Source organism: Kluyvera ascorbata, assembly GCF_023195735.1.
In the GTDB taxonomy this organism is placed as follows: domain Bacteria; phylum Pseudomonadota; class Gammaproteobacteria; order Enterobacterales; family Enterobacteriaceae; genus Kluyvera; species Kluyvera ascorbata.
Genome location: NZ_CP096201.1, coordinates 4,573,062 through 4,593,647, shown reverse-complemented (window position 1 = coordinate 4,593,647; position 20,586 = coordinate 4,573,062). Strand labels below are relative to the sequence as shown.

Below are 20,586 nucleotides of genomic sequence, written 5' to 3'. Positions count from 1 at the left end.
CTCCTTATCATTAAGCCAGGGTGGCGTTATCAATGACAAACCGGTAATGCACATCGCCCCTGAGCATGCGCTCATAGGCATCGTTAATCTGGTCGGCGCGGATAAGCTCAATGTCGGCGACAATGCCGTGTTGGGCGCAGAAATCGAGCATCTCCTGCGTTTCAGGAATGCCGCCAATCATCGACCCGGCAATCGATCTGCGCTTCATGATGAGGCTGAACACTTCTGGCGAGCCATGCGGCGTGGCTGGCGCACCCACCAGGGTCATCGTGCCATCGCGTTTCAGCAGCGCAGTGAACACGTCGAGGTTATGCGGCGCAGCAACGGTGTTGAGGATAAAATCGAAGCTCTTTGCATGGGCTTCCATTTCGCTGGCATGACGGGAGACCACCACCTCATCTGCACCAAGCGCTCTGGCGGCGTCACGTTTGGACTCAGACGTGGTAAAGGCCACGACATGCGCGCCCATGGCGTGCGCAAGCTTGATCCCCATATGCCCCAGTCCACCGATACCGACCACGCCGACCTTTTTGCCGGGGCCCGCCTGCCAGTGACGCAGCGGTGAGTACGTTGTGATCCCTGCGCACAGCAGCGGAGCCACGGCGGCCAGTTGCGCTTCTGGGTGAGTGACGCGCAGGACATAGCGCTCATGCACCACAATCTGCTGCGAATATCCGCCCAGCGTGTGGCCCGGCGCATCCGGCGTCGGGAAATTGTATGTCCCTGTCATATGGTCGCAGTAGTTCTCCAGTCCGTCGTCACAGTCACTGCAGTGCCGGCAGCTGTCGACAATGCAGCCGACCCCCACCAGGTCCCCTGCACAAAAACCGGAGACGTGATCGCCAACGGCCACGACACGACCGACAATTTCATGTCCCGGTACGCAGGGATAGAGCGTTCCAGCCCATTCAGCGCGTACCTGGTGGATATCCGAATGGCAGACTCCGCAGTACGCGATATTAATCTGCACATCATGGGCACCGGGGGCGCGACGGGTGATATCCATCGGCTCCAGCGGCAGTGTGCCCGCATGGGCACCGTAAGCTTTAACTGTCATGGCATTACTCCTGGGTTTATGAATGGTCTGCGGCAGAAGTGTCTGCCCGCGAGGTCAGGAAGATCAGTACGGTTGCGATAATCAGCATCGCGGCGCTGGCCAGGAAGGTGCTCTGGTAGCCGTGATGGTCGAAAAGCAGGCCGCCCACCGTCGAACCGAGAGCAATGGACAGCTGCACCATCGCCACCATCAGTCCGCCGCCCGCTTCGGCATTCTGAGGGAAGGTACGCGGAACCCATGCCCACCATCCCACCGGTGCGGCTGTGGAAATCAGCCCCCACAGCCCAAGCAGCGCCGTCACGATGGCTACCTGACTGCCGAAGGCAATCAGTGCCAGCGCGGTGATGGCCATCAGTACCGGGATGGCCATCAGGGTCGGGTAGAACCCGCGTTTTAACACCCGGCCAATCAGCGTAGTGCCGATGAAACCCGCGACACCAATAACCAGCAGGACCAGGGTCACTGTTGCGTCATCCACCCGCGTCACCGTCTCAAGGAAAGGCCTGATGTAGGTAAAGAGCGTGAATTGCCCCATAAAGAAGATCCCCACACCCAGCATGCCCAGCGTGACCACCCGGCGACGAAACAGCATGAAAACGTTGCGGGAAGCCGCCGCCTGACGGGTGACCGACATGGAAGGCAGACTGAGTAATTGCCAGACAAACGCGATGATGGCGACCGGCACCAGGCAGAAGAAGGCGCCCCGCCAGCCAACAACCGATCCGAGCCAGCTGCCCAGAGGGGCAGCCACGACGGTAGCCAGGGCATTGCCGCTGTTGAAAATAGCCAGCGCCAGCGGAACGCGATGCACCGGGACCAGACGCATTGCCGTCGCGGCCGACATCGACCAGAACCCGCCGACCACAATGCCAATCAGGGCCCTGCCCGCCATATAGGTCAGGTAATTGGGTGCCATCGCAATAAAAGCACCGGAAATTGCCATAATGCAGGTCAGGCCGAGAAGCAGCGTTTTCCGGTTAAGCGTGCCTGCCAGCACGGAAATAAACAGGCTGGTTACCACTGCAAATGCCCCGGAAATGGCGATGCCCTGTCCGGCCATGCCTTCGGTGACACGAAGGGTCTGCGCCATCGGTGTCAGCAGGCTGACCGGCATGAATTCGGAGGCGATCAGGGCGAAGACGCACAGCGTCATGGCAAAGACACCACTCCAGTGCGCAGGCTGTTTCCCGCTTCCGGTGTTTTTTTTTCTGTTTTTGTCTGTCTTATTACTCATTCAGGGATTTCTTTTCAGTAGATAACATGAAGTCTGTGCCCCGGAGCCTTCAGCGCTGCAGGAAGAGCTGAAACGGCATACGGGGACGGGATAAGAGGGATAATCGCGGTACGGAAGGTGCTGCGGGTCAGTTGGCGACCCTGATCTGCACCGCAAGAGGTCCGTGGCGCTGCAGGACCGGCAGTCCGGAATCCACTTTCCCTAACGGGATCAGTGAACGGGCGTAAGCCCTGCCCCGGGCAAAAATCGCCAGGTTGCCCCAGGGCGCGTAGTAAGTGATATCTCCGGCTTCCGGCGTTATGCCGTCCGGTGCCTGCACCGTGGAAAGCCTGCGCGGCAGGTCGCTAATACGCTCAATATCGTCATAGTCTTCCAGCGTCAGGCTGAGGGGAAGCAAAGACGCAAAGTCCCGGCCTGTCGGCGTATCAAAGAGGGTGGCGGTGGCGGTTTCTCCCTCCACAATGATCTCAATTTTCATAAGCGTCTCCTGCGCCACTCCCCGGTCGTTGTCACCCGCCATAGCGGACTGCGTGACGAAAAGCAGGCCGGCAAGGAGCAGCAGTGATGTTCTGCGGTAAGCGTTTTGCATAAGGGTTAGCGTTGACTTTTTCATCGCATTATTGTTACCAATATGCAGCGGGTTAACTAGCTAATGAATACTTAATACCCTTATAAGTAAAATTTATAAATGGACCGGAAACGAGCATGGCCAGACGCAATCTTAACGACTTACTCTCTTTCGTCACCGTGGCGCGTGAGGGCAGCTTTACGCGCGCTGCCGCCCAGCTCGGCGTGACCCAGCCCGCACTGAGCCAGGCGATTTCCGGGCTGGAAGAACGGATGCAAATCCGCCTGCTGACAAGGACCACGCGCAGTGTGTCAGTGACGGCTGCCGGGGAGCGCCTGCTGCAGTCTGTGGGACATCGTATTGATGAGATTGAAGCCGAGCTGGACATGCTGACAGCACTGCGTGATAAACCTGCCGGGACCGTCCGTATTACATGTGGACCTAATGTTCTGAAGACCACACTGCTGCCAAAGCTGACACCACTGTTACGCGAATATCCTGATATTCATATTGAGTTTGATGCCAACCACGGCTTCCGGGATATCGTTGCGGATCGTTTTGATGCCGGCGTGCGGCTCGGAGACACTATCGACAAAGATATGATAGCCGTACCCATTGGCCCGAAACTGCGCATGGCGGCTGTAGCTTCCCCTGAGTATTTCGCCCGGTGCGCCGCCCCTCAGACGCCACGCGATCTGATGCAACACTGCTGTATTAATGAGCGCATGGTTCAATCGGGGAAAATTTACGCCTGGGAGTTTGAGCAGGAAAACGGTAAATTTCACGTTCGGGTTGAAGGGCAACTGACGTTTAACACATCGGAACACGTCGTTGACGCAGCTCTTGCCGGACTGGGCATTGCCTTTTTACCTGAAGAGGAGTTCGGCACACATCTGCAGGAAGGAAAACTGATCCGCGTGCTTGAAGAATGGTGCCGTCCTTTTCCCGGCTACTATCTTTATTATCCCAGCCGTAAACAGCCTTCCCCAGCGTTTTCACTCGTTGTGGATGCGTTGCGTATTAACCGGAAAATTTAACCCTGAATTATCGGGCCAATATTTCAAGAACGGACGTGAACTTCCGCTTTTGGCACAAAGCGGACCGCCTGAAGTGTTGCGAGGCCTGCTATGAGCGAAAGGCGGGCACCCTCATAGCGTTAACAGGCGTCCGATATTTTGAACTGGCAGATTACTTAACCCACTTCCCCGTTTCGCCAATGACCTTCTCGCCATCCTCTTTGGTAAACGCTCCTTTCTGACGTTCCGGAAGAATATCCAGTACCTCTTCGGAAGGGCGGCACAGACGCGTTCCCAAAGATGTAACCACAATCGGGCGATTAATCAGAATCGGATGTTGCAGCATAAAGTCGATTAGCTGGTCGTCAGTAAATTTATCTTCTGCAAGACCCAGTTCCTCATACGACTCGACGTTCTTACGTAGCAAAGCACGGACGGAAATGCCCATATCCACAATGAGTTTGACCAGCTCATCGCGTGAAGGTGGGTTTTCGAGGTAAAGAATAACGGTCGGTTCAGTACCGCTGTTGCGGATCATCTCCAGCGTATTACGCGACGTGCCGCAGGCTGGGTTGTGATAAATGGTGATGTTGCTCATATCAGTATCTCATTACAAAGTGAAAGAGAGACGTAACGCCAGCGCGGCCAGCGTTACAAACAGCACAGGCAGAGTCATGACGATCCCGGTGCGGAAATAGTATCCCCAAGTGATGGTCATGTTCTTCTGTGAAAGGACATGCAGCCAGAGCAGCGTTGCCAGGCTACCAATAGGTGTAATTTTCGGTCCCAGATCGCAGCCAATCACATTGGCATAAAGCATCGCCTCTTTGATAACACCTGTTGCGGTGCTGCCATCAATAGATAGAGCGCCAACCAGCACGGTAGGCATGTTGTTCATAATGGAAGACAGGAGAGCCGTCAGGAAGCCGGTACCAAACGACGCAGCCCAAAGCCCTTTATCTGCCAGCACGTTCAGTACGCCAGAGAGATATTCTGTTAGACCGGCGTTACGCAGGCCATAGACCACCAGATACATCCCCAGAGAGAAGATGACGATCTGCCATGGCGCACCGCGAAGCACTTTGCCAGTGTTAATGGCATGGCCTCGTTTCGCCACCGCAAACAGAATGACAGCCCCAACAGCAGCAATCGCGCTGACCGGGATACCCAACGGCTCAAGGACGAAAAAGCCAACCAGAAGAAGGATCAACACTATCCATCCGGTTCTGAAGGTTGCCAGATCTTTAATCGCTTTTGCCGGTGCTTTAAGGAGATCCAGGTCGTAAGTTGATGGAATATCTTTGCGGAAGAACAGATGCAGCATCACCAGCGTGGCGATAATGGCGGCGATATCCACCGGCACCATTACCGACGCATACTCAGTGAAACCCAGCCCAAAGAAGTCTGCAGAAACGATATTAACCAGGTTGGACACGATAAGCGGCAGGCTGGCCGTATCGGCAATAAACCCGGCGGCCATGACAAATGCCAGCGTAGTACCTTTACTGAAACCTAATGTAAGCAGCATGGCGATGACAATTGGAGTAAGAATCAATGCCGCACCATCGTTGGCAAACAATGCCGCCACCGCTGCGCCTAGCAAGACGATATAGGTAAACAGCAAACGCCCCCGACCGTTACCCCAACGTGAAACGTGCAGCGCCGCCCATTCGAAAAAGCCGGATTCATCGAGCAGCAGGCTGATAATAATCACGGCAATAAAGGTCGCCGTCGCATTCCAGACGATATTCCATACAACAGAGATATCACCAAAATGGACTACGCCAGAGATCAACGCCAGTACTGCGCCCAATGTCGCACTCCAGCCGATCCCTAATCCCTTCGGTTGCCAGATAACCAACACGATGGTCAGGACAAAAATAGCGCTTGCCAGTAACATAAAACCTCCTGACAGGGCGACTTTGTCGCCCTGTATATGCCAAAAAATTAACTCATCAACTCTCTGAGCTTTTCAATACCGGCGGGCTCTGACGCCAGCACAGGAACAAGCGCTATACGGTCAGCGGATGCCCTTCTGTTCCAGATGCTTCGACGAATACTTTCGCTTTCTCATTCTGAACAAAGCTCATGGGCTGCTGCGCCAGTTTGTAACGTTCAACCTGTACGCCACGTCCTTTCAGCCACTGCACATCAGCAGAGAAATGAACCAGAACCTGATCGATATCTGAACCACATACGCCGGTACTGCAGCACATTGCCGGGTCAAACACCGTTAACGTTTTCACTCCAAATACATCACATTCGAAAAATCATATATGTTCAGGCAAATTTTTTAGATGCAAACAGCCTTACCGCTACCAGAGCAGTTTGCCGATGCCAGCTTACGGGCGATGGCCTGTACGTCGTCCTGTTGGCTTAACCAAGCCTGTTCAATCACCTGAGCAGCCCAGGAAGGAATATGCGGAGATAAGCGATAGTGAACCCACTTGCCCTGCTTGCGATCCAGCAATAGACCACTTTCCCGGAGCATTGCCAGATGACGGGAGATCTTTGGCTGCGACTGTTCCAGCGCCGTACAGAGATCGCACACGCACAGCTCTCCCATCTCCCTGAGCAGCAGCACGATGCCCAGACGGGTTTCATCGGAAAGGTTTTTGAAGAGTTGTAAGGATGTTAGTGACATCTGGCCTCCTGTCCTATTGAAGCTAGGATACTCCCATAAGGACCAAAATCAATATTTACATTCGAAAAAACATATGTGTTATTTAGAAGGATTTTTTTACTAACGATCAATAATTACGACTAACACACTAAAATCTAGTGAATTAAAGTGTTATACAGTTCCTAGAATACACACTTCATTATTGGTTTAGCTGGTGTAAATAGACCCGTTTTAGTTCCAGGCATTTTTTGAGATCCCGGCCAAATGATTGTGTTGCCGATATTCCTCCGGCGTCATATTGTTCAGTGATTCATGCGGGCGTTCACAGTTATATTCTGACACCCATCTTTCCGTGATTTCCCGCACTTCATTCAGCGTTCTGAACAGATAAAAATCGAGTATTTCTGTACGATATGTTCGGTTAAAGCGCTCAATAAAAGCGTTCTGCGTCGGCTTACCCGGCTGAATAAATTCCAGTTTTACTGCATGTTGCTCTGCCCATTCAGCCAGTGCAAGTGAGATAAATTCCGGACCATTATCCATGCGTAGCATGACCGTATAGCCGCGATTTGCCGCGATCCTGTCGAGTACACGGACCACGCGCAAAGCTGGCAGATTCAGATCGATTTCAATCGACAATGCCTCACGGTTAAAGTCATCAACGACATTGAACGTGCGAAAACGACGGCCACAGACCAGAGCATCATGCATAAAATCGACAGACCAGCTCTGGTTCAGCGCTTCCGGTGTGGCCAGTGGCGAGGGATTACGCACCGGCAACCGTTGTTTGCCTTTACGGCGAAAATTCAGCTTCAGCAGACAATAAATACGATGGATCCTTTTGTGATTCCACGGGTATCCCTGCCGCCGCAGAACCTGGAAAAGTTTTGGAAAACCGTACCGTGGGTATCGCTCTGCCACTGCCTGTAACGCGACAATAACGGGTTCGTCACGCGTGGTATCCGGACGGTAATGGTAAACCGTTCTGCTCAGGTTCAGACTCCGGCAGGCCTGACGGATACTGAGTCCAAATGTCGTTATCAGATGAGTGACCAGCTCACGCTTAAAGGCTGGTTTTAAAGCTTTTTTTCGATAACGTCTTTCAGCGCCCGGTTCTCAAGGCTCAGGTCGGCAAACATCTGTTTGAGACGTCGATTCTCGTCCTCAAGATCCTTGATCTTTTTAATATCAGAAGCCTCCATGCCGCCGTATCTGGACTTCCAGTTGTAGTAGGTGGCTTCAGAGATACCGGCCTCCCGGCAGACATCTTTAACGGTTCGTCCGGCTTCAACCGATTTAATTACAGCAATGATCTGATGCTCAGTAAAACGGGCTTTACGCATAGCGATCTCCTTTGTTGGCAGAGTGATTATGCCGGAGGGTCTCTAAATGTGAATGGCACGATTATGCGGGATACTTACAGTTATATCTGGCTGTTGTTCTCGATCTCTTCTCACGTCGGGTTATAGGCTGGAGCATGGGAGGACGAATGACCGCTGAATTAGTGATGGATGCATTATTGATGGCGGAATGGCGACGTAAACCGACAGCAGAAGTATTAATCCATTCAGATCAGGGTTCTCAATATACCAGCGAAAGGTGCCAGCATTTTATGGCATCTCACAATTTGAAAAGCAGCATGAGTCGTCGGGGTAATTGCCATGACAACGCAGTGGCAGAAAGCTTTTTCCAGTTGCTAAAACGGGAACGCATAAAGAGACGGATCTATAAAAACAGGGAAGAAGCGAAGGCAGATATCTTCGATTATGTAGAGATGTTTTATAATGCTAAACGCCGCCACAGTGCCTGTGAGGATCAACCCCCTGCAATTTATGAAAGTGCCTGGTTCATGAGGCACGGAACCGTCTAGGAAACTGAGGTCTATTCAAAATAAGATAAAACATAATAATTTCATCAAGTTGCATGGTAATTTATCCAGGATCCATTTGTGTCCAGGACGTAAGTCTTCACAGCTGTCGAATCAATTCTATTTCGTAAGGCGGCTCACGTTTTTATGCCCTGAGCAGCGCTTTTCCGGCTGGAACTTTCCACCCACTCATTCATTGTGATTTAATATGCTAAACCGGTTTAATTAAGTTTAGCCTTGGAGGGTTTTAGCATGAAAGCAAAAGTTTGGGTTCTGGGCGACGCAGTGGTGGACCTGCTACCGGAGAGTGAAGGGCGCTTGCTACAGTGCCCTGGAGGCGCGCCGGCTAACGTGGCGGTAGGGGTTGCCCGCCTTGGCGGCAACAGCGGATTTATCGGCCGCGTCGGCGGTGACCCGTTTGGCCGCTACATGCGTCATACCCTGCAACAGGAGCAGGTCGACGTCAGCCATATGTATCTTGACGATCATCACCGCACGTCCACTGTGGTGGTCGACCTTGATGACCAAGGTGAACGCACCTTTACCTTTATGGTACGCCCCAGCGCTGACCTGTTCCTGGCTGAAGAAGACCTGCCACAGTTTGCCGCCGGACAGTGGTTGCACGTCTGCTCCATCGCGCTCAGCGCCGAGCCCAGCCGCAGTGCTACCTTCGCGGCTATGGAGAACATCAAGTCTGTCGGCGGTCGGATCAGCTTTGACCCTAATATTCGTCCTGATCTCTGGCAGGATCAGGCTTTGCTGCAAGCCTGCCTCGATCGCGCTTTGTCCATGGCAAACGTGGTAAAGCTATCGGAAGAGGAGCTGGTCTTCATCAGCGGCAGTAAAGATTTAGCATACGGAATCGCCAGCGTAACAGAGCGCTATCAGCCGGAATTGCTACTGGTGACGCGGGGCAAAGCGGGGGTGCTTGCCGCTTTTCAGCAGAAGTGTACCCATTTCAGCGCTAAACCGGTTGTCAGCGTGGATACCACCGGTGCGGGCGATGCGTTTGTCGCCGGACTGCTTGCCAGCCTTGCTGCCAACGGGATGCCGGCGGATATCAATGCCCTGGAGCCAACGCTCGCTCTGGCGCAAACCTGCGGTGCCCTGGCAACCCTGGCGAAAGGCGCGATGACTGCCCTGCCATACCAGCGCGATCTACACCGCCAGATTTGATCCTAAATACCGTCGTACGCGGTCCACTTTGTTGCATCCATCACACTTATTAAACCGGTTTAGCAAAATCAATTTCAAAATGTTAAATGTCGTGCTTAACATAGCAACTAAACCGGTTTAGCAAAAACACACAATGTTTTATTTTCCTTTTGGGATGCAATCAATATGTTCAGAAAAAGCACACTCGCGGTTCTTATCGCTTTGCTAACCGGCGCCGCCTCAGCCCATGCACAAACGGATCTCAGCAGTATCGAAGCCCGTTTAATTGCGCTGGAAAAACGCTTACAGGATGCCGAAAACAGAGCGCAAACGGCAGAAACCCGCGCAGAGTCGGCAGAGAAGAAAGTACAGCAGCTCACGACACAGCAACAAAAAACCCAGGACAGCACTCAGGAAGTGGCTCAGCGTACCGCCAAACTGGAGAAAAAAGCCGATGAGAAAAGCGGGTTTGAGTTCCACGGCTACGCCCGCTCCGGCGTGATAATGAATGACTCCGGCGCCAGCACCAAATCCGGAGCCTACATGACGCCAGCAGGGGAAACCGGTGGGGCTATTGGCCGCCTGGGAAACCAGGCCGATACCTATGTTGAAATGAATCTTGAACATAAGCAGACCCTGGATAACGGGGCAACGACCCGCTTCAAAGTCATGGTCGCCGACGGTCAAACCACTTATAACGACTGGACGGCGAGCACCAGTGATTTGAACGTGCGTCAGGCCTTTGTTGAACTGGGCAACTTGCCCACCTTCGACGGGCCGTTTAAAGGCTCCACCCTGTGGGCCGGGAAACGCTTTGACCGGGATAACTTTGACATTCACTGGATCGACTCGGATGTCGTGTTCCTCGCCGGTACCGGCGGCGGTATTTATGATGTCAGGTGGAACGACAGCGTTCGCAGCAACTTCTCTCTTTACGGGCGTAACTTCGGCGATATTGCTGATACCAGCAACAGTGTGCAGAACTACATCGTCAGCATGAACAATTTCATCGGGCCGGTGCAGATGATGGTCAGCGGGATGCGGGCAAAAGACAACGACGAACGCCAGGATACCAACGGTAATCCGGTCAAAGGCGATGCGGCAAATACCGGTGTACATGCGCTGCTCGGGTTGCACAACGACAGTTTTTACGGCCTGCGTGAAGGTGCCAGCAAAACCGCCCTGCTCTACGGTCACGGACTGGGTGCCGAAGTTAAAGGTGTCGGCTCTGACGGCGCGTTACGCTCGGGGGCTAACACCTGGCGCTTCGCCAGCTACGGCACCACGCCACTGAGCAAGAACTGGTTTATCGCCCCGGCGATACTGGCACAAACCAGTAAAGACCGTTATGTCGATGGCGACAGCTACCAGTGGGCAACCCTCAACATGCGTCTGATCCAGGAGATCAATCAAAACTTCTCCCTCGCTTATGAAGGCAGTTACCAGTATATGGATCTCAAACCTGAAGGTTATAACGATCGCCATGCGGTAAACGGCAGCTTCTACAAGCTCACCTTCGCCCCGACCTTTAAGGTTGGCGACATCGGCGATTTCTTCAGCCGTCCTGAAATCCGTCTTTACACCTCGTGGATGGACTGGAGCAAAAAACTCAATAATTACGCCAGCGATGACGCGCTGGGCAGCAGTGGTTTTAAATCGGGCGGCGAATGGTCGTTCGGGATGCAGATGGAAACCTGGTTTTGATGGTTAACACCTGGCGACAGTAACCGCCGGGGCGACAAAATACGTTTCGTCGCCCCGGACACAATAACAACGAAGAGAATGCGCCCCGGCTACCACGGGACGACAACTCGAAAATCAATACGCATTCAGAGGGTACTATGGATTTTGAACAGATTTCCCGCTCGCTACTTCCGCTTCTGGGAGGCAAGGAAAATATCGCCAGCGCCGCGCACTGTGCCACACGCCTGCGCCTGGTGCTGGTCGATGACTCACTGGCCGATCAGCAGGCCATCGGCAAAATTGATGGGGTGAAGGGCTGTTTCCGTAACGCCGGACAGATGCAGATTATCTTCGGCACCGGGGTGGTGAACAAAGTCTACGCCGCCTTTATCCAGGCGGCAGGGATTGGCGAATCCAGCAAATCGGAAGCTGCCGACATTGCGGCGAAAAAACTGAATCCTTTCCAGCGCATTGCCCGCCTGTTGTCGAACATCTTTGTGCCGATCATCCCGGCTATCGTCGCCTCCGGCCTGTTGATGGGCCTTCTGGGGATGGTTAAAACGTACGGCTGGGTCGACCCGGGTAACGCCATCTACATCATGCTGGATATGTGCAGCTCAGCGGCGTTTATTATTCTGCCGATTCTGATTGGCTTCACCGCCGCCCGCGAGTTCGGTGGTAATCCTTATCTTGGCGCGACGCTTGGCGGCATCCTGACTCACCCGGCGCTCACCAACGCCTGGGGTGTGGCCGCCGGTTTCCACACCATGAACTTCTTCGGCCTTGAGATTGCCATGATCGGCTATCAGGGCACGGTGTTCCCGGTGCTGCTGGCGGTGTGGTTTATGAGCATCGTTGAGAAACAGCTACGTCGCGTGATCCCCGATGCACTGGATCTGATCCTGACGCCGTTCCTGACGGTGATCATTTCCGGTTTTATCGCCCTGCTGATTATCGGCCCGGCTGGTCGCGCGCTTGGCGACGGTATTTCGTTTGTCCTCAGCACCCTGATTACCCACGCCGGTTGGCTGGCCGGACTGCTGTTTGGCGGTCTCTATTCGGTTATCGTCATTACCGGTATTCACCACAGCTTCCACGCCATCGAAGCGGGACTGCTGGGCACCCCATCCATCGGCGTCAACTTCCTGCTGCCGATTTGGGCGATGGCCAACGTCGCTCAGGGCGGTGCTTGTCTGGCGGTGTGGTTCAAAACGAAAGATGCCAAAATCAAAGCCATTACCCTGCCCTCGGCGTTTTCTGCCATGCTCGGCATCACCGAAGCGGCGATTTTTGGTATTAACTTACGCTTTGTAAAACCGTTTATCGCAGCCCTGATTGGCGGCGCGGTGGGCGGCGCGTGGGTGGTATCCATGCATGTTTACATGACCGCGGTGGGCCTGACGGCTATCCCTGGCATGGCTATCGTGCAGGCCAGCTCGCTGCTGAACTACATTATCGGGATGGTTATCGCCTTTGGCGTCGCCTTTGTCGTCTCCCTGGTACTGAAATACAAAACGGACGCTGAATAATGTCACATCCATCACGCCTGCCTGCGATTTTGCAGGCTGTTATGCAGGGCCAGCCGCGCGCGCTGACCGACAGCCACTATCCCCGCTGGCACCATGCGCCGGTGACCGGGCTGATGAACGATCCCAACGGCTTTATTGAATTTGCCGGACGTTATCACCTGTTTTATCAGTGGAACCCGCTCGCCTGCGATCATAAGTTCAAGTGCTGGGGGCACTGGAGCTCTGCCGACCTGCTGCACTGGCAACATGAGCCGATCGCGCTCATGCCGGATGAAGAGTATGACCGCAACGGCTGCTACTCCGGCAGCGCCGTGGATAGTCAGGGCACGCTCACCCTGTGCTATACCGGCAACGTAAAATTTGACGACGGCAGCCGAACCGCGTGGCAGTGCCTGGCGACGGAAAATGCCGACGGCACGTTTACCAAACTCGGCCCGGTATTACCGCTGCCGGAGGGCTATACCGGCCACGTGCGTGACCCGAAAGTCTGGCAGCACGAAGGTCGCTGGTACATGGTGCTGGGCGCACAGGATTTGCAAAAGCGTGGCAAGGTGTTGTTATTCAGCTCAGCGGACCTTCATGAGTGGACGAGTCAGGGCGAAATCGCCGGTTATGGCATCAATGGCCTGGACGACGCGGGCTATATGTGGGAATGCCCGGACCTGTTTGCCCTCGGCGACCAGCATGTCCTGATTTGCTGCCCGCAGGGCGTGCCTCGTGAGAAAGAGCGCTATCTCAACACCTACCCGGCAGTGTGGATGAGCGGCGATTTCGACTACCACCGCGCGGCCTTCGAGCATGGCGAACTGCACGAATTGGACGCAGGGTTTGAGTTCTACGCCCCGCAAACCATGCTTACCAGTGATGGCCGCCGTCTGCTGGTCGGCTGGATGGGCGTGCCGGAGGGCGAAGAGATGCTTCAACCGACCCTCACCAACGGCTGGATCCATCAGATGACCTGCCTGCGTGAGCTGGAGTTTATCGATGGTCAGCTATACCAACGTCCTCTACGAGAGCTGAGCGCCCTGCGCGGCGAAGCGCACGGCTGGGCAGGGAACTCCCTGCCGCTGGCACCGATGGAAATCGTTCTACAAACCACTGGGGACGATATTTTGAGCCTCGATTTTGACGGCGCATTAACCCTTGAACGCGATGCCAGCGGGATCCGCCTGGCCCGACCCAGTCTGGCCAGCGACGAGAAGCATTATCGTTACTGGCGCGGAGACGTCCGCTCGCTGCATATTTTCATCGACCAGTCTAGCGTGGAGATTTTCATCAACGGCGGCGAAGGAGTGATGAGCTGCCGCTACTTCCCGGCCTGTTCAGGGCAGCTAATGTTCTCCGGCATCACACCGGACGCATTCTGCTACTGGCCGCTGCGAACTTGCATGGTAGAATAAGCGTTTTGCCTCAAGCTCATGGCGTCGTAATGAAAACTAAACGCGTAACCATTAAAGATATCGCCGAACAGGCTGGCGTCTCAAAAGCGACCGCCAGCCTAGTACTGAACGGTCGTGGTAAGGAGCTGCGTGTGGCGCAGGAAACGCGTGAGCGAGTACTGGCGATTGCCCGTGAGCAGCACTATCAGCCAAGCATTCACGCCCGCTCGCTGCGCGACAACCGCAGCCACACCATCGGACTGGTGGTGCCGGAGATCACCAACCACGGCTTTGCGGTCTTTTCACATGAGCTGGAAATGCTGTGCCGCGAAGCAGGCGTCCAGCTATTGATCTCTTGTACTGATGAAAACCCCGGTCAGGAGAGCGTGGTGGTCAATAACATGATTTCCCGCCAGGTTGACGGTCTGATCGTCGCTTCATGTATGCACAACGATGCCGACTATCTTAAGCTCAGCCAACAACTGCCAGTAGTGCTGTTTGACCGTTGTCCTAATGAAAGCCTGCTGCCGCTGGTGATGACTGATTCGATTACCCCAACGGCGGAACTGATTTCCCGCATTGCACCTAAGCATAGCGATGAGTTCTGGTTTTTAGGCGGTCAGTCGCGTCTGTCGCCTTCACGCGATCGTCTGACCGGCTTCACGCAGGGTTTGGCTCAGGCGGGTATTGCACTGCGCCCGGAATGGGTGATTAACGGTAACTACCACCCGAGCTCAGGCTATGAGATGTTCGCCGCACTCTGCGCGCGACTTGGGCGGCCGCCTAAGGCGCTGTTCACTGCCGCCTGTGGACTGCTCGAAGGGGTACTGCGCTATATGAGCCAGCACCATTTACTCGACTCAGATATCCATCTGACGAGCTTTGACGATCACTATCTTTATGATTCGCTGTCGCTGCGTATCGATACCGTACAGCAGGATAACCGCCAGTTGGCCTGGCACTGCTATGATCTGATAAGCCAATTGATCGAGGGCGATACGCCCGAAACGCTACAACGCTACCTGCCCGCAACGCTGCAGTTTAGGCATCAGTAATAACTGAGCATTTTTGAATACCCTACAGAGGTGAAATCTGGTGCGAATCCAACAATCAAAAATCAATATTTGTAGTGATGTGATGCGGATAGGTCTTCACTGCATCAGTAATCACACCAATCGGTTTAAACGGCAAACTGAGTGGTGGTAAAGACTGACACCGGCATTATTACTGTCACTGTGGAACATCACTCCGGCGGGTTTACCGCGAGCTTCCCACGCAATTTCCAGCGCTTTGATGTCAGCTTGCTGTCCGGTGAGAATGACATTGCCCAACCCTCAGGTTTCCTTGCGAACAGATCGAGAACAACAGCAAGGTAAGCCCAACGCTTGCCTGTCCAGATATACGTCACATCGCCGCACCACACCTGATTCGGTTCTGTCACTGCAAACTGTCGCTCAAGGCGATTCGGGATAGCGGTGTGTTCATGACCACCACGTTTATACCGGTGGGTAGGCTGCTGACAACTCACCAGACCCGGTTCTTTCATGAGCCTTCCGGCAAGCCAGCGTCCCATTCTGAAGCCTTTCAGGGTTGCCATAATCGCGATACTTCTTGCGCCAGCAGAGCCATGGCTGATGTTATGCAGTTCCAGAACCTGACTGCGTAACACAGCTCGCATGCCGTCTGGCTTTTCGGGGCTTTTTCCCCAGTATTTGTAGCTGCTGCGATGAACCCCGAACACGTGGCAAAGTGTGATCACAGGATACTGCGCTCTGAGTTTCCTGATTAATGAGAACTGTTCAGGGAGTCTGACATCAAGAGCGCGGTTGTAGATTCAATTGGTCAGCGCAACAGTTATGTGAAAACATGAGGTTGCGGAGGATCTTTGGATGAGACGGACATTTACAGCAAAGGAAAAAGCATCTGTTTTTGAACTGTGGAAGAACGGAACAGGCTTCAGCGAGATAGCTAATATCCTGGGTTCGAAACCAGGAACCATCTTCACTATGTTAAGGGATACTGGCGGTATAAAACCCAATGAGCGCAAGCGGGCTGTGGCTCACCTGACGCTATCTGAGCGCGAAGAAATACGAGCCGGTTTGTCAGCCAAAATGAGCATTCGTGCGATAGCTACTGCACTAAATCGTAGTCCTTCGACGATCTCACGTGAAGTTCAGCGCAATCGAGGCAGGCGCTATTACAAAGCTGTAGATGCTAATAACCGGGCCAACAGGATGGCGAGAAGACCAAAACCGTGCTTACTGGATCAGAATTTACCGTTGCGAGAGCTTGTTCTGGAAAAGCTGGAGATGAAGTGGTCGCCAGAGCAAATATCAGGATGGTTAAGACGAACGAAGCCGCGTCAAAAAACACTGAGAATATCGCCAGAGACAATTTATAAAACGCTGTATTTTCGTAGTCGTGAAGCGCTACACCACCTGAATGTACAGCATCTGCGCCGATCGCACAGCCTACGTCATGGCAGACGCCATACTCGTAAAGGTGAAAGAGGCACCATCAACATAGTAAACGGAACGCCAATCCACGAACGTTCGCGGCATATCGATAACAGACGCTCTCTGGGGCACTGGGAAGGCGATTTGGTGTCAGGTACAAAAAACTCGCATATCGCCACACTTGTAGACCGAAAATCACGTTATACGATCATCCTGAAACTCAGAGGAAAAGACGCTTTCTCAGTGAATCAGGCTCTTACAGAAAAATTCCTGAGCTTGCCACCTGAACTCCGGCAATCACTGACATGGGACAGAGGAATGGAGCTGGCTAGGCATCTGGAATTTACTGGTAGCACGGGCGTTAAAGTTTACTTCTGCGATCCTCAGAGTCCCTGGCAGCGAGGAACAAACGAAAACACTAATGGATTAATCCGACAGTACTTTCCCAAAAAAACCTGCCTTGCCCAATATACTCAACATGAGCTGGATAAAGTCGCAACTCAGCTAAACAACAGGCCAAGAAAGACACTGAAGTTCAAAACACCGAAAGAGATAATTGAAAGGAGTGTTGCGTTGACAGATTGAATCTACAACGGCTTTTTTTAATATGTCCCGTTCGTCGGTAACCCGCTTCAGCTCTTTCTGGAGACGGCGGATCTCGGTCTGAGCAACTGACTGTTCTTTATTAGCGGAAGAATCCGGACCGTACTTCTTTATCCAGGCGTAAAGGCTGTGAGTGGTGATATCGAGACGTGTTGCAACGCTGGCAACAGAATAACCGCGATCGACAACCTGTTTGACTGCTTCAGTTTTAAACTCTTCGGGATAACGCTTACCGCTCATGGGCACCTCTCTTTAAGCCATCTTAAATGACTCTGAGGTGTCTGTTAAACCCGTGGCGATTCAACTCATTAATTATTCTTCACCAATATCTTTATAGAATGCTATTTCCTTATATTCCGCATTAGGTATACGTAGGAAAACAAAACAACGTTTTATATAATAACGATTAATGACGTTAGCAAAACCGTTCATATACTAAAATGGTCCATCTCAATGAATTTTGCATAGGGTCTATTGATTAGGCTGTTTTTTCTACAAGCAACAAGAAAGAATAGATATTACTAATTTTGTAATGTTATTATTTTTAACGAACTAATTATCGCTCTAATTTTTTTTCGTGAGTAACGCTTTTAAATTGAAGTGCTAGTTTGTTTAGTGTATTACTATTTTTTAACCATATAGCTCATTACAATATGCTTAGAAAGCAATAGAACAGATTGAGTTGGCACTGAAATAGGCTAAAACCGACATACGTATCGGGGAAGAGAACAGAATTTTGTGAGGCGGCGTGAGGAATGAGGGCGTAGAAGATTATGATTAAGAAAACATTATGCAGCTTATTGCTGGCCGTACTTTGTGGCGGCATGGTTGGCCCCGCAGTGAGTGCGGAGAATGACCATCGGTATATTAGTATTCGTAATACGGATAGCAGTTGGGTGCAGGGCGTGTGTTCTTTGGTATTCCGGCTGGGTAACGGCGGTGATGGGACATTCAATAACCTGACAGTCAGCTTACAATTAACTGATAAATCGGGAGCCGTTCTGGAAAAAGGAACTCTTGATGTTCAGCCGTTTGGCGATAGCAGTGCAACTCGCTCAACCCTTTCGGCAACTGAATTCAGCTGTGATGCGGTTGAAAATACAGCCAACATCGTGATTACCCACGTTGAGGAAACGTCTTCGGATGGTTCAGTCCATGCTCTGCCACTGTCGATGTTTGATCCGCAATATTATCAACCATTAAAAATGAGCGTACAAAAAAGCGGATAGCTTTAGCTGCCTTCTATGGGGATGATAGATATACATCCCCATTACGACGAAATAAGCGTTTATGCTTTGTTGATTAAATCGATAATACGATCGCCTTCTGTATCTTCTTGCGCAACTCGGCTAAAGATGCTGCCATCGTTTTGTGTACCCACCTTGATAGGTTCCTTGCAATCTTTGTGGAAGATTCTTTTCCCTTTTTTTGTGACAACCACACCTGACATATCGCCGTGCTGCTCTTTATCGTAAACAATATATTCATAGGGGCCTTTGACGACACGTATCCAGTAAAGCGAGCCACCGGCGATCATCTGAGAATTATAGTAGGCGTTAACCCCCGGTTGATTAGTGACAAGATTCAGCTCAGCAGTCGGAGCAGACTGGGTTCCCAGGGCATATCCCGCGCTATCCTGCGCAATAAAGGCGCTGGCGTATTTATTATTGGTGAGCAGGCATTCCAGCGTTAATTGTTCCTGATCCTCCGCACTGTAAGACGCAGCTAAAGCTGTCTGGCTGAGTGACATACAGACAATGGTCAACGCTGCAATTCGTAGAGTTAATTTCACGTTCCTTACTCCTTTATAAACTGACATGTTTAAGATTAGTGGCCGTTCTTTACTTGTTTGCAGGTATCCAGCCAGCCAGCTGTATCAATTTTGCCGTTCGCTAGGTATTTTTGCTGATTCTGCCAATGAGCAGCGAGGAACGGCTTAAGACCGGAAAGACGTTTATTCAGCGTCAGCATCTGATTGAACACGTTCACTTCGCCTTTTAGCCCTGCTTGCCCATACAGGGTGCCGGAATCCACCAGACTGCTGGCGTAGTAGCTCGTTAGCTGCTGTAGACGATCGGTTTGTTCCGCCAGCTTATTTTTGCGGATGGCACAGTTGGCATCGCTGCTGTCTTTATCTTTGCACAGCAGCTCATAATTGTGATTGAGGAAGTCAAGGAAACGACCATCGTCCTGTAATTTGGTACAGAGAAAAGAGCCCAGATTCAGGCTGGCGCGGATAGACTGTGCTCTTTCTTCTTGCTGCTGCTGGTTGCTGGCACGAAGTTGGTTTTCCAGATCTTTCAGCTTTTTCTTCAGCTCGCCGTCTTCAACGCCAGAAGCCAGGCTACCTAACGCTTTCGCCGTATCATTGGACCCGGATTTGCTGCTCTCTGCGCCCGTTTTATCATCACCGAGAGTCGACCAGTTTTTCTCAAGAAGTTTGACCCGGTCCGTTGAGGTAATTGCCTGGGAAACCAGCACCAACCGCAGGCCCATTGTTTTACTGGTAAAAGGCTGGGCATTATCGTAATAGTTAATTTCTTTACGGCTAGCGCTGCGGATATCCGACTCACTGGACATCACGCTGCCGCCACGCACCACAAAACCGCCAGCCTGGCCATGCAATCGATTAATTTTATTGAGGTAGAAGGGGGTAAACATCATCTCAGAGACGTTGCCTAACATATCGTACAGGCCGAGCGGGTTAGGATTTAACAGACCGATGAGCTGAAGTTTCCCGTTTGAGGACTGCGAACCGGAATACCACTCATAATTTTTGATGTCGTCCATCGGATAACGGGAATCACGAAACTGTGCGGTATCCACTTTCAGACCGCCGCGCGCGGCAAACTCCCACTCTACTTCGGTGGGCAGTCGTAAAAAACCTGGCTTGTTATCTTCTTTCGGCAGCTTGTCGAGCGCGTTTGCGCGTAACCACTGGTTATATTTATCGGAGAAATTAACGGCCTCAAACCAACTGATGCTGGTTTGAGGGAGGCTAAGTTTACGCGATGGTGTCGGGCAAGTATCGGAAGTTAATGCCTGATATTGCAATGCCGTCAGCTCATATTTCGCCATTAAATAATAACGGCCTTTATTTTGGGGCGTTTCAGTAAAGCTACCGGCGATAAACGTGGGATAACTGTGTTCCACAAAGCCCCATTCACTGCCATCTTCCCCTAAGGTGATGGGAATATCATCCAGAGGACCGGCTACTGGAATTTCTACCCGACGAAATACCATCGAACCTTCGCAGGGCATAGGCAAAATCACGTCATCGCTATCCGGCTTCGGATTATAGGTTTTCTCTGCCCACGGTTCTGCCAGCGCGGGGGAGATCTTCACCAGCAGGGCTAGCGCCAGGCAGCGCGATAATGTGGAAGGAGTAAAGGCCATGAACGATCTCCGCTAAAATA

General features: G+C 52.3%; 17 protein-coding genes and 4 pseudogenes. 9 read left to right on the top strand and 12 right to left on the bottom strand.

Going from position 1 to position 20,586, the window contains the following annotated elements:
- Positions 1 to 10: 10 nt before the first annotated feature.
- The 3 genes from MY052_RS21925 to MY052_RS21915 form a co-directional block, all read right to left on the bottom strand.
- Positions 11 to 1,057: an NAD(P)-dependent alcohol dehydrogenase gene (locus MY052_RS21925; RefSeq protein ID WP_045325187.1), complete on the bottom strand. Its 1,047-nt coding sequence runs from the start codon at positions 1,055 to 1,057 to the stop codon at positions 11 to 13.
- A gap of 16 nt (positions 1,058 to 1,073) precedes the next feature.
- On the bottom strand, positions 1,074 to 2,291 hold the full coding sequence (locus tag MY052_RS21920; protein WP_073970858.1) for an MFS transporter: 1,218 nt from the start codon (positions 2,289 to 2,291) through the stop codon (positions 1,074 to 1,076).
- Positions 2,292 to 2,418: 127 nt separating this feature from the next.
- Positions 2,419 to 2,769, bottom strand: coding sequence for a cyclophilin-like fold protein (locus tag MY052_RS21915; protein ID WP_080172362.1), 351 nt, complete (start codon positions 2,767 to 2,769; stop codon positions 2,419 to 2,421).
- 227 nt (positions 2,770 to 2,996) lie between these two features.
- On the opposite strand from MY052_RS21915, the gene MY052_RS21910 reads away from it, so the two are divergent.
- Positions 2,997 to 3,896 carry a LysR family transcriptional regulator gene (locus MY052_RS21910; RefSeq protein ID WP_035897671.1) on the top strand — a complete coding sequence of 300 codons (900 nt, stop codon included), beginning with the start codon at positions 2,997 to 2,999 and terminating at the stop codon, positions 3,894 to 3,896.
- A gap of 151 nt (positions 3,897 to 4,047) precedes the next feature.
- On the opposite strand, the gene arsC is transcribed toward MY052_RS21910, so the two are convergent.
- From arsC to MY052_RS21885, 5 genes and pseudogenes are all read right to left on the bottom strand, one after another.
- Complete coding sequence (gene arsC, locus MY052_RS21905; protein WP_040232040.1) at positions 4,048 to 4,473, bottom strand: glutaredoxin-dependent arsenate reductase; 426 nt, start codon at positions 4,471 to 4,473, stop codon at positions 4,048 to 4,050.
- A 12-nt stretch (positions 4,474 to 4,485) separates the two neighbouring features.
- Positions 4,486 to 5,775: an arsenite efflux transporter membrane subunit ArsB gene (arsB, locus tag MY052_RS21900; protein ID WP_040232041.1), complete on the bottom strand. Its 1,290-nt coding sequence runs from the start codon at positions 5,773 to 5,775 to the stop codon at positions 4,486 to 4,488.
- A 121-nt stretch (positions 5,776 to 5,896) separates the two neighbouring features.
- Positions 5,897 to 6,121, bottom strand: a pseudogene (arsD, locus tag MY052_RS21895) (arsenite efflux transporter metallochaperone ArsD); the annotation flags it as partial.
- 47 nt (positions 6,122 to 6,168) lie between these two features.
- A complete protein-coding gene (gene arsR, locus MY052_RS21890) occupies positions 6,169 to 6,519 on the bottom strand; it encodes an As(III)-sensing metalloregulatory transcriptional repressor ArsR (protein WP_000060257.1) in 351 nt (116 codons plus the stop codon).
- A 210-nt stretch (positions 6,520 to 6,729) separates the two neighbouring features.
- Positions 6,730 to 7,841, bottom strand: a protein-coding gene (locus MY052_RS21885) for an IS3 family transposase (protein ID WP_088569337.1) whose coding sequence is annotated in 2 segments (ribosomal slippage) — positions 6,730 to 7,580 and positions 7,580 to 7,841 — 1,113 coding nt in all. Because the reading frame shifts where the segments join, the coding sequence is not laid out codon by codon here.
- Positions 7,842 to 7,921: 80 nt separating this feature from the next.
- Here MY052_RS21885 and MY052_RS21880 point away from each other — a divergent pair.
- From MY052_RS21880 to MY052_RS21855, 6 genes and pseudogenes are all read left to right on the top strand, one after another.
- Positions 7,922 to 8,368: pseudogene (locus MY052_RS21880) on the top strand (IS3 family transposase); the annotation flags it as partial.
- A 249-nt stretch (positions 8,369 to 8,617) separates the two neighbouring features.
- On the top strand, positions 8,618 to 9,541 hold the full coding sequence (locus tag MY052_RS21875; RefSeq protein ID WP_047359077.1) for an aminoimidazole riboside kinase: 924 nt from the start codon (positions 8,618 to 8,620) through the stop codon (positions 9,539 to 9,541).
- Positions 9,542 to 9,706: 165 nt separating this feature from the next.
- Positions 9,707 to 11,224 (top strand): carbohydrate porin, encoded by a 1,518-nt coding sequence (locus MY052_RS21870; RefSeq protein WP_248537859.1) that lies wholly within the window; start codon positions 9,707 to 9,709, stop codon positions 11,222 to 11,224.
- 137 nt (positions 11,225 to 11,361) lie between these two features.
- Positions 11,362 to 12,732, top strand: coding sequence for a sucrose-specific PTS transporter subunit IIBC (locus tag MY052_RS21865; RefSeq protein WP_181502094.1), 1,371 nt, complete (start codon positions 11,362 to 11,364; stop codon positions 12,730 to 12,732).
- On the top strand, positions 12,732 to 14,132 hold the full coding sequence (locus tag MY052_RS21860; protein WP_040232051.1) for a sucrose-6-phosphate hydrolase: 1,401 nt from the start codon (positions 12,732 to 12,734) through the stop codon (positions 14,130 to 14,132). Before MY052_RS21865 ends, MY052_RS21860 begins: the two co-directional genes overlap by 1 nt.
- A 29-nt stretch (positions 14,133 to 14,161) precedes the next feature.
- Entirely contained in the window at positions 14,162 to 15,166 is a 1,005-nt protein-coding gene (locus MY052_RS21855) for a LacI family DNA-binding transcriptional regulator (protein ID WP_003029591.1), read from the top strand.
- A gap of 165 nt (positions 15,167 to 15,331) precedes the next feature.
- On the opposite strand, the pseudogene MY052_RS21850 reads toward MY052_RS21855, so the two are convergent.
- Positions 15,332 to 15,936: pseudogene (locus MY052_RS21850) on the bottom strand (IS3 family transposase); the annotation flags it as partial.
- 64 nt (positions 15,937 to 16,000) lie between these two features.
- Here MY052_RS21850 and MY052_RS21845 point away from each other — a divergent pair.
- A complete protein-coding gene (locus MY052_RS21845; RefSeq protein ID WP_040063370.1) occupies positions 16,001 to 17,152 on the top strand; it encodes an IS30 family transposase in 1,152 nt (383 codons plus the stop codon).
- A 9-nt stretch (positions 17,153 to 17,161) separates the two neighbouring features.
- Here MY052_RS21845 and MY052_RS21840 read toward each other — a convergent pair.
- Positions 17,162 to 17,410, bottom strand: a pseudogene (locus tag MY052_RS21840) (transposase); the annotation flags it as partial.
- A gap of 533 nt (positions 17,411 to 17,943) precedes the next feature.
- On the opposite strand from MY052_RS21840, the gene MY052_RS21835 reads away from it, so the two are divergent.
- Positions 17,944 to 18,399, top strand: coding sequence for an IrmA family protein (locus tag MY052_RS21835; RefSeq protein WP_047363966.1), 456 nt, complete (start codon positions 17,944 to 17,946; stop codon positions 18,397 to 18,399).
- Between the two features lie 59 nt (positions 18,400 to 18,458).
- Here MY052_RS21835 and MY052_RS21830 read toward each other — a convergent pair whose 3' ends face one another.
- Together MY052_RS21830 and MY052_RS21825 are read right to left on the bottom strand one after the other, a co-directional pair.
- The gene (locus MY052_RS21830; protein WP_040232055.1) at positions 18,459 to 18,962 is read right to left on the bottom strand and encodes a hypothetical protein; all 504 of its coding nucleotides are present in this window, start codon (positions 18,960 to 18,962) and stop codon (positions 18,459 to 18,461) included.
- Positions 18,963 to 18,997: 35 nt separating this feature from the next.
- Positions 18,998 to 20,566: a formylglycine-generating enzyme family protein gene (locus tag MY052_RS21825; protein ID WP_047358973.1), complete on the bottom strand. Its 1,569-nt coding sequence runs from the start codon at positions 20,564 to 20,566 to the stop codon at positions 18,998 to 19,000.
- Positions 20,567 to 20,586: the final 20 nt, after the last annotated feature.

Excerpts from the sequence above, each read along its gene's own strand:
- MY052_RS21845 (WP_040063370.1), top strand. The coding sequence starts at position 16,001 with ATGAGACGGACATTTACAGCAAAGGAAAAAGCATCTGTTTTTGAACTG.
- arsR (WP_000060257.1), bottom strand. The coding sequence starts at position 6,519 with ATGTCACTAACATCCTTACAACTCTTCAAAAACCTTTCCGATGAAACC.
- MY052_RS21925 (WP_045325187.1), bottom strand. The coding sequence starts at position 1,057 with ATGACAGTTAAAGCTTACGGTGCCCATGCGGGCACACTGCCGCTGGAG.
- MY052_RS21825 (WP_047358973.1), bottom strand. The coding sequence starts at position 20,566 with ATGGCCTTTACTCCTTCCACATTATCGCGCTGCCTGGCGCTAGCCCTG.
- MY052_RS21910 (WP_035897671.1), top strand. The coding sequence starts at position 2,997 with ATGGCCAGACGCAATCTTAACGACTTACTCTCTTTCGTCACCGTGGCG.
- arsB (WP_040232041.1), bottom strand. The coding sequence starts at position 5,775 with ATGTTACTGGCAAGCGCTATTTTTGTCCTGACCATCGTGTTGGTTATC.
- MY052_RS21865 (WP_181502094.1), top strand. The coding sequence starts at position 11,362 with ATGGATTTTGAACAGATTTCCCGCTCGCTACTTCCGCTTCTGGGAGGC.
- MY052_RS21920 (WP_073970858.1), bottom strand. The coding sequence starts at position 2,291 with ATGAGTAATAAGACAGACAAAAACAGAAAAAAAAACACCGGAAGCGGG.
- MY052_RS21875 (WP_047359077.1), top strand. The coding sequence starts at position 8,618 with ATGAAAGCAAAAGTTTGGGTTCTGGGCGACGCAGTGGTGGACCTGCTA.
- MY052_RS21860 (WP_040232051.1), top strand. The coding sequence starts at position 12,732 with ATGTCACATCCATCACGCCTGCCTGCGATTTTGCAGGCTGTTATGCAG.
- MY052_RS21915 (WP_080172362.1), bottom strand. The coding sequence starts at position 2,769 with ATGAAAATTGAGATCATTGTGGAGGGAGAAACCGCCACCGCCACCCTC.
- MY052_RS21835 (WP_047363966.1), top strand. The coding sequence starts at position 17,944 with ATGATTAAGAAAACATTATGCAGCTTATTGCTGGCCGTACTTTGTGGC.
- MY052_RS21855 (WP_003029591.1), top strand. The coding sequence starts at position 14,162 with ATGAAAACTAAACGCGTAACCATTAAAGATATCGCCGAACAGGCTGGC.
- MY052_RS21870 (WP_248537859.1), top strand. The coding sequence starts at position 9,707 with ATGTTCAGAAAAAGCACACTCGCGGTTCTTATCGCTTTGCTAACCGGC.
- arsC (WP_040232040.1), bottom strand. The coding sequence starts at position 4,473 with ATGAGCAACATCACCATTTATCACAACCCAGCCTGCGGCACGTCGCGT.